The 16,021-nt window shown below is 75.2% G+C and carries 13 protein-coding genes; 2 read left to right on the top strand and 11 right to left on the bottom strand.

All coding sequences use genetic code 11. The features are described from left to right. Positions 1 to 5: 5 nt before the first annotated feature. The gene (locus ACZ4TG_RS17740) at positions 6 to 2,192 is read left to right on the top strand and encodes a protein kinase domain-containing protein (RefSeq protein WP_468163619.1); all 2,187 of its coding nucleotides are present in this window, start codon (positions 6 to 8) and stop codon (positions 2,190 to 2,192) included. Between the two features lie 33 nt (positions 2,193 to 2,225). Here the strand turns inward: ACZ4TG_RS17740 and ACZ4TG_RS17735 are convergent, their stop codons facing one another. Continuing rightward, entirely contained in the window at positions 2,226 to 2,870 is a 645-nt protein-coding gene (locus tag ACZ4TG_RS17735; protein WP_468163617.1) for a fasciclin domain-containing protein, read from the bottom strand. 181 nt (positions 2,871 to 3,051) lie between these two features. On the opposite strand from ACZ4TG_RS17735, the gene ACZ4TG_RS17730 reads away from it, so the two are divergent. Continuing rightward, positions 3,052 to 4,329: an SUKH-4 family immunity protein gene (locus ACZ4TG_RS17730; RefSeq protein ID WP_468163615.1), complete on the top strand. Its 1,278-nt coding sequence runs from the start codon at positions 3,052 to 3,054 to the stop codon at positions 4,327 to 4,329. Here ACZ4TG_RS17730 and ACZ4TG_RS17725 read toward each other — a convergent pair. From ACZ4TG_RS17725 to ACZ4TG_RS17680, 10 genes are read right to left on the bottom strand one after another with little or no spacing between them, the layout of a single operon-like run. Then, entirely contained in the window at positions 4,323 to 6,074 is a 1,752-nt protein-coding gene (locus ACZ4TG_RS17725) for an ABC transporter ATP-binding protein (protein ID WP_468163613.1), read from the bottom strand. The genes ACZ4TG_RS17730 and ACZ4TG_RS17725 overlap by 7 nt on opposite strands. Then, complete coding sequence (locus ACZ4TG_RS17720; RefSeq protein WP_468163610.1) at positions 6,071 to 6,895, bottom strand: ABC transporter permease subunit; 825 nt, start codon at positions 6,893 to 6,895, stop codon at positions 6,071 to 6,073. The genes ACZ4TG_RS17725 and ACZ4TG_RS17720 overlap by 4 nt, the downstream gene beginning before the upstream one ends. After that, on the bottom strand, positions 6,892 to 7,839 hold the full coding sequence (locus ACZ4TG_RS17715; RefSeq protein ID WP_468163608.1) for an ABC transporter permease: 948 nt from the start codon (positions 7,837 to 7,839) through the stop codon (positions 6,892 to 6,894). Before ACZ4TG_RS17715 ends, ACZ4TG_RS17720 begins: the two co-directional genes overlap by 4 nt. Beyond that, positions 7,836 to 9,407 carry an ABC transporter substrate-binding protein gene (locus tag ACZ4TG_RS17710; protein ID WP_468163606.1) on the bottom strand — a complete coding sequence of 524 codons (1,572 nt, stop codon included), beginning with the start codon at positions 9,405 to 9,407 and terminating at the stop codon, positions 7,836 to 7,838. The genes ACZ4TG_RS17715 and ACZ4TG_RS17710 overlap by 4 nt, the downstream gene beginning before the upstream one ends. Then, on the bottom strand, positions 9,404 to 10,342 hold the full coding sequence (locus tag ACZ4TG_RS17705) for a class I SAM-dependent methyltransferase (protein ID WP_468163604.1): 939 nt from the start codon (positions 10,340 to 10,342) through the stop codon (positions 9,404 to 9,406). Before ACZ4TG_RS17705 ends, ACZ4TG_RS17710 begins: the two co-directional genes overlap by 4 nt. After that, positions 10,339 to 11,634, bottom strand: coding sequence for an MFS transporter (locus ACZ4TG_RS17700; protein WP_468163602.1), 1,296 nt, complete (start codon positions 11,632 to 11,634; stop codon positions 10,339 to 10,341). Before ACZ4TG_RS17700 ends, ACZ4TG_RS17705 begins: the two co-directional genes overlap by 4 nt. Beyond that, the gene (locus tag ACZ4TG_RS17695; protein WP_468163600.1) at positions 11,631 to 12,731 is read right to left on the bottom strand and encodes an enolase C-terminal domain-like protein; all 1,101 of its coding nucleotides are present in this window, start codon (positions 12,729 to 12,731) and stop codon (positions 11,631 to 11,633) included. The genes ACZ4TG_RS17700 and ACZ4TG_RS17695 overlap by 4 nt, the downstream gene beginning before the upstream one ends. Continuing rightward, the gene (locus ACZ4TG_RS17690; protein ID WP_468163598.1) at positions 12,728 to 13,837 is read right to left on the bottom strand and encodes a PLP-dependent cysteine synthase family protein; all 1,110 of its coding nucleotides are present in this window, start codon (positions 13,835 to 13,837) and stop codon (positions 12,728 to 12,730) included. Before ACZ4TG_RS17690 ends, ACZ4TG_RS17695 begins: the two co-directional genes overlap by 4 nt. Beyond that, on the bottom strand, positions 13,834 to 14,685 hold the full coding sequence (locus ACZ4TG_RS17685) for a Rossmann-like domain-containing protein (protein WP_468163596.1): 852 nt from the start codon (positions 14,683 to 14,685) through the stop codon (positions 13,834 to 13,836). The genes ACZ4TG_RS17690 and ACZ4TG_RS17685 overlap by 4 nt, the downstream gene beginning before the upstream one ends. Then, positions 14,682 to 15,986: an ATP-grasp domain-containing protein gene (locus ACZ4TG_RS17680; protein ID WP_468163594.1), complete on the bottom strand. Its 1,305-nt coding sequence runs from the start codon at positions 15,984 to 15,986 to the stop codon at positions 14,682 to 14,684. The genes ACZ4TG_RS17685 and ACZ4TG_RS17680 overlap by 4 nt, the downstream gene beginning before the upstream one ends. Positions 15,987 to 16,021: the final 35 nt, after the last annotated feature.

The following is a 16,021-nucleotide window of genomic DNA, read 5'->3' as shown; positions in this document are numbered from 1 at the left end:
CCCCGATGTCCTCCTCCCCGCTCGCCCCGCTCACCCACGACGATCCCCAGGGCCTCGGCGACTACCGGCTGCTCGCCCGGCTCGGCAGCGGCGGCATGGGCACCGTCTACCTGGCCCGTTCGGCGGGCGGCCGTACCGTCGCGCTGAAGACCGTGCACGCCCGGATCGCCGCCGACCCTTCCTTCCGTACCCGGTTCCGGCTGGAGTCGGACGCGGCCCGGGTCATCGGGGACCGGTACGGCGCCCGGGTGTTCGGGTCCGACGCGCTGGCGGCGACGCCCTGGCTGGCCACCGAGTACGTGATCGGCCCGCAGCTCGACGAGGCCGTCCGCCTCGGCGGCCCGCTGCCCGAGCCCTGTGTCCGGGCCCTGGGCGCGGACCTCGCGCGGGCGCTCGGCCAGCTGCACCGCTCGGACGTGGTGCACCGGGACCTCAAGCCGTCCAACGTCATGGTCACCGCCGAGGGGCCCAAGGTGATCGACTTCGGCATCGCCCGCGCCCTCGGCGACGAGCGGCTGACCACCGCCGGGGCCGCGGCCGGCACCCCCGCCTTCATGTCCCCGGAGCAGGCCGGCGGGCTCGAACACACCCCGGCGGGCGATGTGTTCGCGCTGGCCGGCGTACTGGTCTTCGCGGCGGCCGGGCACGGCCCGTTCGGCGGGGGCCAGGCGGCGGACCTGCTGTACCGGGTGCGGTACGCGGAGCCCGACCTGGCCGGCGTACCGGCGGGGCTCGTGCCGGTGCTGGAGCGCTGCCTGGACAAGGACCCGGCGCGGCGGCCCACGACGGCCGAGCTGGAACAGTGGCTCGCCTCCCCCACGGCGGGTGCCTTCGCGGACGGGCTCCCGCTGCCCGTGCTGGCCGACATCGCCCGGCGCAGCGCGGCGGTCTGGCAGGAGCCCCCGGCGCGGCTGCCGATGCCCTCCTCGGAGGCTCCGACGGAAACCGCGGCGGAAGCCGCGGCGGCTGGGGGCGGCATGTCCCGCCGCAGGCTGCTCACGCTGAGCGGCGCCACGGTCGGCGGCGCGGCCCTCGCGGGAGGCGGGCTCTGGGCCTGGCTGGCAGGCCGGGAGAAGAGCGGGGCGGCGGCCGGGGAGCCCGCCCTGGCGCAGCCGCCGGCCGCGCTCTGGGGCACGACCGGCAGGAGCAAACGGCACTCCGTACCGCTCAAGACGGGGGGCGAGGTCATCTTGCCCGTGGGGACGGTCGCCATCAGCTACGACGTGCGAACGGGCAAGTTCGGCTGGCAGGTGAACGTGGAGAACGCGGCGCAGGTCGCCGTCGACCCCGGCACCGACACCGCGTACGTGCTGCGGAAGCCGGAGGGCCAGGACAAGGCACTCGCGATCGCGGCCCCGCGGTCCGGCGTGGTCAACAGCGAGCAGCCTCCCGTCCTGACCCTGCCCGCGTTCGACGGTACCGAGGCGGGCAACCAGCTTCTGGCCGTCAGCTCCGACAAGGTGTTCCTCTACGCCAAGGCGGCCTCGGGCGGGCAGTGGTTCCTGCTGGCGGTGGCGCTGTCGTCCGGCAAGGAGCTGTGGCGCCGGCCCGCGGCGGCCCCCCGCGACAGTGACACCCGTGGGATCGTCGCGGCCAAGATGGTGGGGTTCGGCACCCTGCTCCTGTGCCGTCAGGGGGACGGCGCCGACGTCCTGACGCTGTCCCTGCACGATCCGGCGACCGGCGCCGAGCGGTGGCAGAAGTCCCTGCCCGTCCCCGGCGCGCTGCCCTACCAGCTGGCCACCGACAACGACCACGTGTACCTCGGAGCCGACACCCTCCAGGCCCTGCGGCTGACCGACGGAACCGTGGCCTGGTCCTTCGGCGCCGGGCGGGACCTGGGGAACAAGCCGTACGGCCAGCGCCGTTACGGTGTTCCGGCCGTGCGGCAGGGGGTCGTCTACGCGGTCGAGGGCGCCCGCGGGCTCGTGGCGGTCGATGCGCGCAGCGGCGTCGAACGGTGGACGGAGCAGCCGCCCAAGGACAGCCGGCCGGTGGCGGACACCGCACCGGCCGTGGGCGCGAAGTACGTCTACACCATGGACATGATCGGCCTGCGGGCCGTCGACCTGAACTCGCACCGGTCGGTCTGGCGGTACGGGTCGAGCGCACACATCCTGTACGCGGACCCGGACGGCACGAAGCTCTACGCCGTCGAGCCGACCAAGGCGTTCGTCCTGCCGATGGACTAGCGCCTCCCGGGGGCGCCCTCGTGCGCCGTGCCGCTACTTGGGCATCAGGACCGTGTCGACGATGTAGACGGCGGCGTTGGCGGTCGGGACGTTGCCGCAGACCACGTTCGAGGTGCCGTTGACCTTGTAGGACTCGCCGGAGCCGGCCGTGGTGAGCCTGCCCTTCTGCAGGGTGTCGAAGGAGCCCGATCCGAGCTGCTGCGGGGTCAGGTCCTGGCCCACCACGTGGTACGTGAGAATCTTGGTGAGGGTGGCCTTGTCGGCCAGGATCTTGTCCAGGTCGGCCTTCGGGATCTTCGCGAAGGCGTCGTTGGTCGGCGCGAACACCGTGATGTCGCTGGCGTTGTTGAGGGTGTCGACCAACCCGGCCTTCTTGACGGCCGCGACCAGGGTGGAGAGCGCCGGGTTGTTCGAAGCGGCGGTGGCGACCGGGTCCTTGGCCATCCCCTCGAAGCTGCCCGCGCCTTCCTTGGGCACGCCCGCACAGGCCGGACCGAACGGGGCGCCCATCGCCACGGCGGGCAGCGGGCTGGTCTCCGCACCGGGGACCGCCTGGTCCGCGGCGGCGCTTCCCGCGCCCGCGTCCTCACCGGAGTCCGAGCAGGCCGCCAGCGCGAAGGGCAGCACCGCCGCTGCGGCGACGGCGACGGCGGTACGGCGGAAGCGAAGAGCGTTCATGACCGTGTTCTCCTTGGTTGGCGTTTCCGGTGGTTCGAGCGGAATCCGGCACGGCCTGCTGCCGTTGATCCTCACGACCGGTCTTCGGAGCCGACGGGCGGCCGGATTGGCCCTTTCCGCGATCGCGGCCGGAGCGGGGCTCGGCCGCCGCGCTGTCAGTGCCCGATGGCACCATGACGGCATGCCTGACAACGGTTCTGACGCCCTGTTCTCCTCTCCCTCGGCGCTGCTGGACGCCGGACCGGCCCGCGTGCGCGAGCTGGTCGCCGACGCCGGCGGGGTGGGACGCGAAGTGTTCACCCAGGCCGAGGCGGTGTTCGGGCGCGCGGAGGTCTCGCGGGCGGAGTTCGCCTCCTGGCTGCACTTCGCCGCGAAGGTGCTGGGCCGTGACGCGTACGCCGAGCAGGTGGCCGCCGCGGAGCCGGGGCTGCCGTGGCGCACGGTGTGGGCCTGGTGGCGGCCGGTCGGCGCGCACCGGGCCGATCCGAACCTCAGCGGCGACTGGAGCGTCGAGGTCTTCGACCGCGTGGCCGGGGACCCGGCCGCGGGGGGCGCGGAGGGCGCCGCCCTGCTCAAGGTCTGGTCCCTGTGGACCGGTGACCGCTGGTTCGACCTGGCCACCGGGGCGCCCCGGCCGGCGCCGGGCGACGGGGAGTACGCCGAGCGGCAGGACGAGGCGCAGGACGAGGGGCCGCTCCTGTTCGACCTGGAGGAGCAGGGCTGGGCTCTGGTGTGCCCCGGCACCTGGGAGGATCCCGTACCGCTCGGCGGGGGCCGCGTCCTGCTCGCCGAGGCCCGCGGCCTGGTCGTGGCCGAGCGGAACGAGGCGGTCGCGGCAGCCGGCTGGCCCGCCGGGGGCGCCGACCCCGGCTCCTGGGAGAAGGGGGAGGGCGAGCCGTGGTTCCTGGACCCGGCGCCGTCCGAAACCCCGCTGGACGCGGCCCGGATGGACACGGTCTTCGACGGGGACACCATGGTCCGGGTGGCGCCGGAGCGGCTGCCCGCCGCCCTCACCCATCCCCCGGCCCGGCAGCTCCTCACCGAGGTGGGGCTGCCCCGGTACTGGGCCGCCGGCGTGACGGCCTTCGCCCTGGCCTACGGGGAGGAGGGACCGGAGACCGAGCCGGGCGGTCCGGCGCAGGGCCTGCTGCACCTGGGCTCCTTCGACCACGGCTACGCGGCCTCCGTCCGGGTCCTCCTCCACCCCGGGACCGGCGAGGTCCTGTCGACCGTCGGTGCCGACGCGCCGGTCCCGCTCGCCCGGGACGCGGAGACCTTCCTGCGGCTGCTGGAGGCGGTCCGCCGGTACATGGGCTCGTGCTGGGACCCGTACCCCTGCGAGGACGGCACAGGCGACTTCCTCGCGGAGGCCGAGGCCCTGAGCCCGGGGAGCCCCGACCACGAGGTCTGGGGCCAGATCTTCGCGGCGGTGACCGTCCTCGGCGTCTACGGCTACTGACGCCGCCCGCCGGCGCCGGCCGGGGCGGCCCGCAGCAGCTGCCGGGTGAAGGGGTGCCGGGGTTCGGTCAGCACCCGCCGGGCCGGCCCCTGTTCGACGACCCGGCCCGCGTCCAGGACGGCGATCCGGTCGGCCAGCGCGGCGGCGGCCGGCAGGTCGTGGGTGATGAACACCAGGGCCGTCCCGGCGCCCGCGCGAAGTCCGGCGAGCACGTCGAGGACGCGGCTACGGGTACGGGAGTCCAGCCCGGAGGTGATCTCGTCGCAGACCAGTACCGCCGGCTCCGCGAGCAGCGCCCGGGCGAGCGCGGCCCGTTGCAGTTCGCCGCCGGAGAGCCCGCCCGGGCGGCGGGCGGCGAGGGCCTCGGCCACCCCCAGCCCCTCCAGGGTGCGCAGGGCCCGCTCCCGGGCGGTGGCGCGGTCGGCGGAGCGCAGCCGTACCGCGGTGCGGGCGACCTGTTCCAGGACGGTCCGGTGTTCGTCGAAGGCGGCCGACGGGTCCTGGAACACGTACTGGACGGCGGCCAGTTCGGCCCGGCCCCGGGAGCGCAGGCTGCGCGGGAGAGGGGCGCCGTTCAGCAGGACCCGGCCCTCGTACGCGCTGTGCAGCCCGGCCGCGCAGCGCCCCAGGGTGGTCTTCCCGCTGCCGGAGCGGCCGACCAGGGCCAGACACTCCCCCGCCCCGACGGCCAGGTCGACCCCGCGCAGCACGCTGACGGCGCCGCCGCGGTTGCGGTGCCGGGCGGTGAGGCCGCGCAGCTCCAGGCGCACGGGCCCCGGCGGCCTGGCCGACCCGCCCGGCGGATCCGGCACGGGACGCGTCGGGGCAAAATCGGCCCGGCCGACGGCCACCGACCCCGCAGGCGCTGGGCCGACGAGCGCCGACCCAACAGGCACCTGGCCGACGGGCACCGGGCCCGCAGGTGGCGAGCCGACAGGCGCAGGGCCAACAGGCGCCGAGCCGACAGGCACCGGGCCCGCGGGCATCGGGCCGATGCCTACCGGCCCGACGGGCAGCGACCCCGCGGGCATCGGGCCGGCGTCCGCCGGGCCCACGCACACCGGCCCGCTCGGCACCGGCTCGGCGAGGACCTCGTCCGGAGCTCCGGCCGCGATCACTCGGCCCGCCTCCATCACCACGACCTCGTCCGCCAGCTCCCGTACGACGTCCAGGTCGTGGCTGAGCAGCACGACGGCGATGCCCTGCCGGGCGAGGGCGGCCAGTTCCGCGACGACGCCCTGCTTGGTGACGGCGTCCTGCCCCGTCGTCGGTTCGTCGGCGACGAGGATCCGGGCCCCCAGGGCCAGCGCCTGGGCGAGGACGACCCGCTGCTGCTGCCCTCCGGAGAGCTGGTGCGGGAACCGGCGGGCCACCTCGTCCGGGTCGGGGATCCGGGCCAGCCGCAGCGCCCGCGCGACCCGTCGCGCGCGCTCGCTGCGGCCCCCTCCCCGGCCGCGGGCGATGTCCCGGAGCAGGGCGCCGGCCCGGCGGGCCGGGTTCAGCGCGGCCGCGGGATGCTGGGGTACGTACCCCACCGTTCCGGCGGCCCTCCGTACGCTGCCGCTGACCACGGCGCCCGCCGGGTACTCGCCGAGCAGGGCGAGGCCGGTGGTGGTCTTGCCGCTGCCGGAGGGGCCGACGATCGCCGTGATCCGTCCGGCGTGGACCCCGAGGTGCACGCCGTCGACGATCGCCCGGCCGCCGATCTCGATCCGCAGGCCGGTGATCTCCGCCACGGGGCTCATCGCTTCTCCTCCTTGCCGGGGTCCGGCCGTTGCAGGACCGCGTCGAACAAAAGGTTGGTGCCCATCGACAGCCCCGCGACGAGCAGCGCCGGCACCACCACCGCCCAGGGCTGGAGCAGCATGCCGACCCGGTTCCGGTCGACCATCACGGCCCAGTCGGCGGAGTCCGGCGCCACGCCGACGCCGAGGAACGCGGCCGTGGCGACCAGGTAGAGGGCGCTGGTCAGCCGGATCCCGGCGTCCGCGGCGAGGGTGCGGCGCATGGAGCGGGCCACGTAGCCGATCGCCGTGCGCCACCAGGATTCGCCCTGCATGCGCAGGGCCTCGACGGCGGGCCGGGCGGTGATCTCCACGGCGGCGGCGTGGACGACCCGCACGGCGTCCGGTACCGCGGCCAGCCCGACCAGGGCGGTCAGCCCGGCCGGACCCGGCTCCAGGGTGGCCGCCACGAGCAGCACCAGGAGCAGCGTGGGCACCGCGATCAGTACGTCGAGGGGCCGCATCAGGGCCTCTTCGAGCCGGCGCCGGCGGGTGTGCGCGGCGGCGAGGCCGAGCGGGATCGCGACCAGGTAGCAGAGCGCGGTCGCCGCGACGGCCACGAGCACCACGGACCGGCCGCCGAGCAGCACCTGCCGCCAGACGTCCCCGCCGGCGAAGTCGGTGCCGAGCCAGTGCCCTTCGCCCCCGCTGAAGGAGACGGCGCGCGGTCCGGCGGGTCCGGCGAACAGCGGGCCGACGGCCGCGAGCAGCAGGGGTACGGCGACCAGTACGAGGGCCGTCGCGCACCGCGGCGGTCGGCCGCGCCTCGGGAGCCCGGTCATGCCCGTACCTCCGTGCGCGGGGCGAATCGGCGGGCGACCAGGTCGGCCGCCAGGTTGAGCAGGACGGTGGCGACGCCGAAGACGAGGGCCATGCCCTGGACGACGGGCACGTCGCGGGCGGCGACGGCGTCGACGAGCACCGTCCCGAGGCCGGGGACGGCGAACAGCGCCTCCACGACGATGACCCCGCTCAGCAGCCAGTCGCAGGTGCGGGCCAGTTGCTGCGTGGCGGGCGCGAGGGCGTTGGGCAGGGCGTGGGTCCAGCGGACGCGGGCGCCGGACAGCCCGTAGCGCCGCGCCTGGGCCACGTACGGGGAGGCCAGTGCGTCGATCATGCCGGCGCGGATCAGGCGGCTGATGGTGCACACCGGCCGGGACAGCAGGACGACGACGGGCAGCACCAGTACGGCGGGTTCGGCGAGGGGGTCGGCGGCGACGGCGGTGGGCGGCAGCCAGCCCAGCCACAGCCCGAAGACGGTGGCCAGCAGCACTCCGACCGCGAACTCGGGGACCGAGTGGACGGCCAGCGTCAGCGCGCTGACGGCCCGGTCCAGCGGGCCGCCCTCTCGCCGGGCGGCGAGGACTCCGAGTCCGACGGAGAGCGGCACGAGCAGGACGAGGGTGGCGGCGGCGAGCATCAGCGTCGGGCCGAGCCCGGCCGCGAGGGAGCCGGTGACGGGCCGGCCGGTGACCAGGGAGGTGCCGAGGTCGCCGTGGGCCAGCGCGCCGAGCCGGTCCAGGAGCCGTTCGCCGGCGGGCCGGTCGAGCCCCATGGCGGCGCGGAGCCCGGCGATGCGCTCGGGGTCGGGCTGGTCCCCGGCGAGCGCCACGGCCGCGTCCCCGGGCAGTGCCTCGGTGAGGGCGTGGATCAGTACGACCACGGCCGCCGTCTGCACCGCTCCGAGGAGCAGACGGCGGCCGATCCAGGCGGGGCCGTGGGTCACGCGAGCCAGATCCGGTCGAAGCGGGCCCAGTCGAGGGTGTTGGCGGGGGCGTTCTCGGCGACACCGCGCACCGTGCGGGCGGTGGCGATGATCCAGTCGGCGAAACCCCAGACGAGGAAGCCGCCTTCGTCGTGCAGGCGGCGCTGCATCCGCTCGTAGAGGGCGGCGCGCTGCTGCTCGTCGGGGGTGGACTGGGCCTGCTGGTAGAGGTCGTCGAAGTCCTTGTGCTGCCAGTGGGTGGCGTTGGTGGTGGAGCCGGTCAGCAGTCGCTGGGAGATGTGGGATTCGATGGGCATCGCCCCGGAGCGGTAGGAGGCGAAGGTCCCGTTGGCCAGGATGTCCTTCCAGTAGGTGTCCTTGTTGCCGACCCTGACCTCCACGGTGACGCCCGCCTTCGCGGCCTGCTCCTTGAAGATGCCGGCGGCCTCGACGAACCCGGTGGCCGCGGGGGCGGTGTCCAGAGTGACCCTGAGGCCTTCGGCGCCCGCCTCCTTCAGCAGGGCGCGGGCGCGGTCGAGGTCCTGGGCGCGCTGCGGAAGTCCGTTCGCGTAGTAGCGGCATCCCTTGCCGAAGAGGTCGTTGCCGATCTCCCCGGCGCCGGAGAGCGCTCCGTCGACGAGCTCCTTGCGGTCCGCGATCAGGAAGAAGGCCTGGCGGACCCGCTTGTCGTCGAAGGGCGGGCGGTCGGTCTTCATGACGAAGCCCTGCATGGCGCTGCCGGGCAGGCGTACGACGTGGATGCGCCCGTTGCCCTCGTGGGCCCTGGCGGTGGCCGGGCTCAGCTCGTGCGCGTAGCCGACCTGTCCGCCGAGCAGGGCGCTGACCCGGGCCGATTCCTCGGTGGCGACGACGAGTTCGAGCTCGTCCAGGTGCGGGGCGCCGTCCCAGTGGTCGGGGTTGCGCCGCACCACGAGGGACCTGCCCGGTGTGAAGGACACGAAGGAGAACGGGCCCGATCCGACGGGCCGGTCGAAGGCGGTGGCGTGCTGGGGGACGATGTACGCGCCGAAGGCCGCGAGGGTGTTGGGGAACTCGGCGTACGGGCGCTTCAGGCGGAACTCCACGGTAGAGGCGTCGACGGCCCGGCTGGCGGCGAGGTCGATGGGCTCCAGGGAGGCCTTGGCGCGGAAGGCGCCCTTCGGGTCGGCGATCCGGCGGTAGCTGTGGAGCACGTCCTGCGCGGTGACGGGCCTGCCGTCGTGGAAGACGGCCGGGCGCAGGGTGATCCGCCAGGTGTCGAGTGCCGCGTTCGGCTCCCAGCGGGCGGCGAGGCGCGGTACGGGGGCCAGGTCGGAGCCGAAGTCCGCGAGCTTGTCGAAGAGGGCCTTGGCGCGGGCGGCGTCGACGAACAGGTTGGCCGCGTGCGGGTCGAGGGTCTCGTTGGCGCCGCCGCCCGCGAAAGCGGCGCGCAGCCGCCCTCCCTTCTTCGGGGTGCCGTCCCGGGTCTTCGCGTCGGGTGTGGCCGTGCCCGCGCCGCATCCGGCGGCGGTGAGGGTGAGCGCGGTGCCGGTGCCCGCGGCGAGGAACCCTCTGCGGTCGAGGCCGTGCGCGGCGGTGGTGTGGTTCATGGGGTGTTGTCTCCGTCGGGGTGCTGGGGTTGTCGGAGCCGGGCGATCAGGTGGAGCCGGTCCGCGGTCACGGTGCGGGCGGGCTCCGCGCCTTCGGTCCAGGGCGGATCCGTGCGCGGGCCGGGGCGGTCGTAGAGGCCGAGGACCTCGAAGCCCGTGGTGGTCAGGAAGTGCCGTAGCTCCTGCGGGAAGAGCAGGCGCCAGGCGGAGCTCTGCTCCGTGGGCGGGGAGCCGTCGTCGGCGTGCCAGACGCGGCGGCGGCGCAGCAGTTGCGCGGCGTGGTCGATGGCGAGGGTGGTGCGGGAGGTGTGGGTGACTCCGCGCAGGGTGAAGGTGTCGGTGCGGGGGCCGTCGAGGAGTTCGGTGCTGCCGAGGAAGAAGGCACCGCTGCGCATCTCGGCCACGAGCAGCCCGCCGGGTGCCAGGTGACGTCGGCAGCGGGTGAGGAAGGCGGTGAGGTCTTCGTTGGTGTGGCAGTGGAGCAGGGCGCTGTCCAGGCAGACGACGGCGTCGAAGGTCCGGCCGAGCGCGAAGTCCCGCATGTCCGCGAGCCGGTAGTCGGGCCCGGGGTGGCGGCTGCGGGCGTACGCCAGCATGGCCGGCGAGCTGTCGACGGCGGTGAGCCGTCGGCCCGCACGGTGGTGGAGCCAGGCGGCGTCCCGGCCGGTGCCGCAGCCGACGTCGAGGACGCGCGGTCCGGCGCCGTGGCGGCGCAGGACGTCCTCGGTCCAGCGGGCGGCGAGGTGGCCGGGGTCGGGGAAGCGCTGCTCGTACAGCTCCGGGTTGTCGGTGAGCAGATTGGCGGCGGGCTGGATGTCGGTGAGCGGGGTGCCGGCGGGCGCGGTGTCGGTGAGCGGGGTGCCGGCGGGCGCGGTGTCGGCAGCAAGCGGGTTGGCGGCGGGCGGGGTGTCGGCGGGGCGGTCGCCGGTCGTCATCGGGGCTCCTTTCCGGTACGGATCACCGCGCGCGGCCCGCCCGGCTCCCGGCCGGGCCCCCCGGGCAGGGCGCGCATCCGGTGCAGACGGGCCACGGCGGCCGCGGACAGCAGCCCGAGGGCGAGGCAGCACAGCCACGGCAGCCAGGGGCGGCCGGTGTCGGCGCCGGTGTCCATGGCCCAGCCGACGGCCGCGTTGCCGCCCGCCGCCGCGATGCCGGAGACGACGTGGAACAGGCCGTAGTAGGTGCCGGTCAGGCCGGGCCTGCCGAAGGCGGGGATCAGCTCCATCACGAACGGCTGGGCGATCATCACGCCGAGGTGGAGCAGCAGCGCCCCGGCCAGCACGGGCAGCAGCCGCAGCGCCGCGTCGCCCGCCCCGGCGGGCTCGCCCGGTCCCGCCACCAGCAGCGGCGGGACGAAGCCGAGGCCCATCACGGCCGTGCCGAGGGCGATCCAGCGGCCCCGGCCTCCGCTGCCGCCGCGTCCGAGGTACCGGGTGACGCGCAGCTGGAAGAGCAGGTTGGCGACCGTGCCGCCGAGGAAGAGCAGGCCGATGGAGCCGTCCCAGCCGGTGGCCCGGCCCGCTGCCTGCGGCAGCAGCAGGTAGAGCTGGGTCTCCAGGCCGTACATGCCGACCATGGCCAGCGAGAACGCCAGGAACCGCCGGTTGCCGAGGACTTCGCGCCAGTCACCGAGCACGCTGCCGGACGGGGCGGGCGCGGCCCCGGCGGGGAGCACCAGCGCCTGCGCCACGGTCAGCAGGGCGAACACGGCCGCGGCGGTGAGCGCCGCCGCCTTGAAGTCGACGAGCAGCAGCAGGCCGCCCAGCAGCGGCCCTAGGAGCGCACCGATGGTGGCGAACACGTTGAAGAGCGCGAACGCCTCCGCCGTGCGCTCCCCGGACTCCTGGGCGAGGTAGGTCCGTACGGCGGGGTTGAAGAGGGCTCCGGCGAGCCCGCTGAGGACGGACGCGGCGAGGAGCACCGCCAGGCCGTCCCCGAGGGCGAACAGGGAGAAGCCCGCAGTGCGCAGCGCGCATCCGGCGATGATGACCCCGCGTGCGCCGAGCCGGTCGGCGGCGGATCCGCCGATGAGGAACAGCCCTTGCTGGCTGAGGTTGCGCAGGCCCAGGACCACCCCGACCACGGCCGCCGACATGCCGAGGTCCCGGGACAGGTGGGTGGCGAGGTAGGGGATCAGCAGGTAGAAGCCGGTGTTGACGCCCAGTTGGTTGACCAGCAGCAGCCGTACCGGCAGGGGGAAGCCGCGTATCGCGGCGAGGGTCCTCATATGGCTTCCCCCGGGTCCGCCCCGTCGGTGCGGTCGTCCGCGGGCCGGACGCCGAGCCCGGGGCGGGCGGCCGCCCGTACGGTTCCGTCCGTCCCGCCGATCCCGGTCCACGGGTCGTCGGCGAGCAGGAGATGCCCGTCGAGGTCGACCCAGCGGGCCAGTTCGACGAGGTGCACGGCCGGTGCGATGCCGAGCGAGCTCGCGGTGAGGCAGCCGAGCATGACGTCGGTGCCGCTGCCGCGCAGGTCCTCGCAGATCCGCAGGGCCGTGCGGACGCCACCGCACTTGGCGAGCTTGATGTTGACCCCCTGTACGTGTCCGGCCAGCCGCAGCGCGTCCTCGTACGTGACGGCGTCCTCGTCCGCGATGACGGGGACCGGGGAGTACCGGGCGACCCGGGCGAGCGCCCCGGGCACGCCGGGGGCGACGGGCTGTTCGACGGCGCCGACCCCGAGCTCCGCGAAGCGGGGCAGCAGCCGGTGCGCCTGGTCCTCGGTCCACGCTCCGTTGGGGTCGAGCAGCAGATCGGCGCCGGGCGCGGCGGCCCGTACGGCCCGGACGCGGGCGAGGTCCTCGGCCGGATCGGTGGAACCGGCCTTGACCTTGAGGACGCGGAATCCGCTCGCCGCGAGGCGGGCCGCCAGTACGCCGGCGGGTCCGGGCGGGACGATGCCGATCGTACGGGCGGTCGGCGCGGCGGGGGCGGTGCCGGTGCCGGTGCCCAGGAGCCGGTGGGCGGGCCGGCCGGCGCGCTTGCCCAGCAGGTCCAGGAGGGCCGCTTCGACGGCGGCGAGCACCCCGGCGGGCAGGTCGGCGGGCAGGCCGTCCTCTCCCGGGGCGGTCCGCCGGCCGGACGAGGCGGCCCAGGCGGTCTCGGGGTCGGGGAACCGCTCGATCGCCGGGCGCAGTCCGTGCAGCCGGCGGATGATGGCGGCGGTCGGCAGCCCGAGGTGGTCGCTGCTGACGGCCTCGCCGTACCCGTGCTGTCCGTCGTGCCCGAGGCACACGTGGACGGCGTCCCGGCGGGCCATCACCGAGCGGGAGATGCGCAGGGGCTCGGCCAGTTCGAGGCGGGCCGTGCGCCAGGTGAGGTTCATGCCGGGCCTCCGGCCGAGCTCTGCGCGGGGACGGCCGCGCGCGGGGCGATGACGGTGCGGCAGCGCGCCCATCCGGTGACCTCGGCGGCGCGCGGGTGCGGGATCTCCAGCGGGCGGGTGGCGGTGTCGGTGTCCAGGCCGTGGCTGCGGCAGAACTCGTCGTCGTAGACGGTGCCGAGGTAGCGGTGGGGGCCGTCGGGGAACACCGTCGCGACGACCCGGCCCGGCTCCGCGCGGGCCGCCCACGCGGAGACCAGGGCGACGGCCCCGGTGCTCCAGCCGCCGCTGACGAAGCTGTCGCGGGCGAGTCGGCGGCAGGCGTCCACCGCTTCGGCCGGGCCGACCCAGTGGACCTCGTCGAAGGCCTGGTGGGCCACGTTGCGGGGGTGGATGCTGCTGCCGAGTCCGCGCATCAGCCGGGGCCGGGCGGGCTGCCCGAAGATGGCCGAACCGACGGAGTCCACGCCGATCACCTTGAGCCGGGGCCAGCGCCGGCGCAGCGGTCCGAGCAGCCCGGCGCTGTGTCCGCCGGTCCCGACGCTGCACACCAGTACGTCCAAGTGGTCGATCTGGGCCACCAGTTCGGCGGCCATCTCCCGGTAGCCGGCGACGTTGTCCGGGTTGTTGTACTGGTCGGGCCAGTAGGCGCCGGGAACCCTTCGCAGCACCTCGCGGAGCCGGGCGAGCCGGGCCGCCTGCCAGCCGCCCTCCCGGGCGGGCCGGTCGACGAGTTCGAGTTCGGCGCCGTACATGCGCAGCAACTGCCGCATGGACGCTTCGAGTTCGGCGTCCCCGACGAGGATCACGGGGTGACCGAGGGCCTGTCCGGCGAAGGCCAGGCCGATGCCCAGGGTCCCGGAGGTCGACTCGACCACGGGCGCGCCGGGGCGCAGCTCGCCGCGCAGCCGGGCGCCACGCAGCATGGAGACGGCGGCCCGGGCCTTCATCCCGCCCGCGCCGAGGCATTCGAGCTTGGCCCAGAAGCCCGGCTGGCCGTGCGGCAGTGCGGTGCGGATCCGGGCCAGGGGGGTGCGGCCGACCAGCCGCAGCAGATCGGGGTTGGCGGCGGCGACGGCCGGCCTGTGCAGCAGCGGGACCGCGGTCATCGGGTGCCTCCGTAGCGGTGGAGGACTCCGGGTCCTCCGTCGAGCCAGAAGAAGGGGTACGGCTCGGCGGAGACGGCGCTCACCCCGGCTCCCAGGAACCGCGGGAGTACGGCGCTGCCCGTCTGGGCGAACATCACCAGGGGCTTGCCGGTGGCTTCGGCATGGTCGCGCAGGGTCTGGAAGGTGCCGTTGCCGAGGGTCATGCCGGAGGCGAGGATCGCGTCGCAGTGCTCCAGTTCGGCGAAGGCGTCGGTGCGTACGGGCTCTCCCCATTCGGTGCTCCCGCCCTTGAGGTCGCAGGCGAGGTAGCCCGCGCCCTCCTCGCGCAGCCGTTCCAGCAGCGAGTTGACGACGCCGACGACGAGGACGCGGCGCAGCCGGTGCACGGGCAGCAGCCCGATCACCGCCCGGGCGCGGGCGCGGGACTTGAGGAGGGAACCGCCCGCCGCCAGCGGCCAGGGGCGGGCGCCGTGGGCCGGAGTGTGCGGGCGGGTGTGCATCAGGTAGGCGTCGAGCGCGGCGATGCGCACGGGGAGCAGCGGGTGGGCGAGCAGGGCTGCGACGGTGGCGCCGACGCAGTCGTCGAGGGCGGTGGCGGGGAGGGCTCCCGGTTCGACGGCGCAGGATCCGACGGCTTCGTCCAGGCGCAGGCTGAGCACCTCGTTGCGGTAGCCGGTGCCGCGTCCGGTGTGCCGTACGGCCTGGGCGGTGGTGAAGGCGAGCGTGATCCGGCAGCCGTCCGGGGCGGGCCCGTAGTGGCCGGCCAGGACCCGGCCGGTCAGCTCGTCGAGGGAGCGGGGCGGCCCGGCGGGGGCGGTGGCCCGTTCGGCGGTGGCGGGGTGGCTCACGCGGGCACCGCCGCGTGCAGTTCGTAGCGGGGGCGCAGCCGGGCGAGCAGCTGTTCGGCGGTGCCGCGCGCGCCGCGGCCCTCGGTGTCGGCGGTCATGACGTGCCCGAGGTACTCGTTGTTGCTCGTCGCGGCGCGCACGGTGCGGCCCGGCCCGGCGAGGCTCAGTTCGAGTACCGAGGGGTGCCTGCCGACCTCTTCGGCGCCGTCGACGGCGGTGAGCGTGGCTTCGCTCCCGGAGGGCAGGGCGGGTTCCGCGGGCAGCAGGAAGGCGATGGCGGCGCTGTGGACGCCGGTCGGCAGGGCGGCGAGTTCGGGGGTGCGGCCGAGCGCGACGTCGACGCAGGCGGTGGGGAGGTCGATTCCGGTGACGTGGCGGACGAGTTCGGTGATCCGGTTGCCGGCCGGGCGGGGGTTCACCTCGACCACGCGCGGCCCGTCCGGGGTCAGTTTGATCTCGGTGTGGCAGACGGTCTGGTCGAGCCGGAGCGCTTCGACGGCCCGTACGGCGGTGTCGGCGGCCTCCTTGACGAGCTCCGGGGTGAGGTCGGCGGGGAACATGTGGCCGGTCTCGACGAAGGCCGGGGCGCCGCCGATGCTCTTGTCGGTGACGCCGACGACATGCGTGGTGCCGGCCGAGGTGACGGTCTCGACGCTGACTTCGGGTCCGGTGAGGAACTCCTCCACGAGGAGGACGGGCGTACGGTCCTGTCCGCGCGCGTTGACCGGGAACCCGGCCAGTGCCCGGCAGGCCTCGGCCAGCTCGTGCTCGTCACGCACTTCGCGGACGAACATGCCGGCGCACAGGTCCACCGGCTTGACGACGAGCGGGTACCCGATGCACCGCGCGGCGCCCGCCGCCGCGGCCTCGTCCCCGCACACGGCGAACCGCGGCCCGGGCACTCCCGCGGAGGCGAGCACGGTACGGGTCAGGTCCTTGCGGCAGGCCGCTTCGACCGCTTCGGGGTCGGCCCCGGGCAGGCCCAGCCGGCGGGCGACGCGGGCGACGGCGGGCAGGTAGTAGTCGCAGGAGGACACCACCCCGTCGAAGCCGAGCACCTCGTGGAGCCGCTCCGTGAAGGGGAGCAGGGTGTCCAGGTCGTTGGTGTCGGCGGTGAACACGTTGCGTGCGGTGAGCAGCGGGTGGGTCCCGCCGGCCGGCGGGCCGGCCGGGGTGCCGCGCAGGTAGTGGTGCAGGTCCCGGGTGACGAAGGTGAACTCGTGGCCGCTCTCGCGGATCGCCCCGGGCAGCAGCGCGCTCATCGAGCCCACCCAGCTTTCGATAACCAGCAGATGTCCCACAGAACTCCCTCTCGGACGGCGCCGCGGATCGGGGC

It is taken from the genome of Streptomyces sp. NPDC028314, from assembly GCF_055565795.1.
The sequence above is the reverse complement of the archived record's forward strand: the minus strand, read 5'-3'. Positions and strand labels throughout refer to the sequence as shown.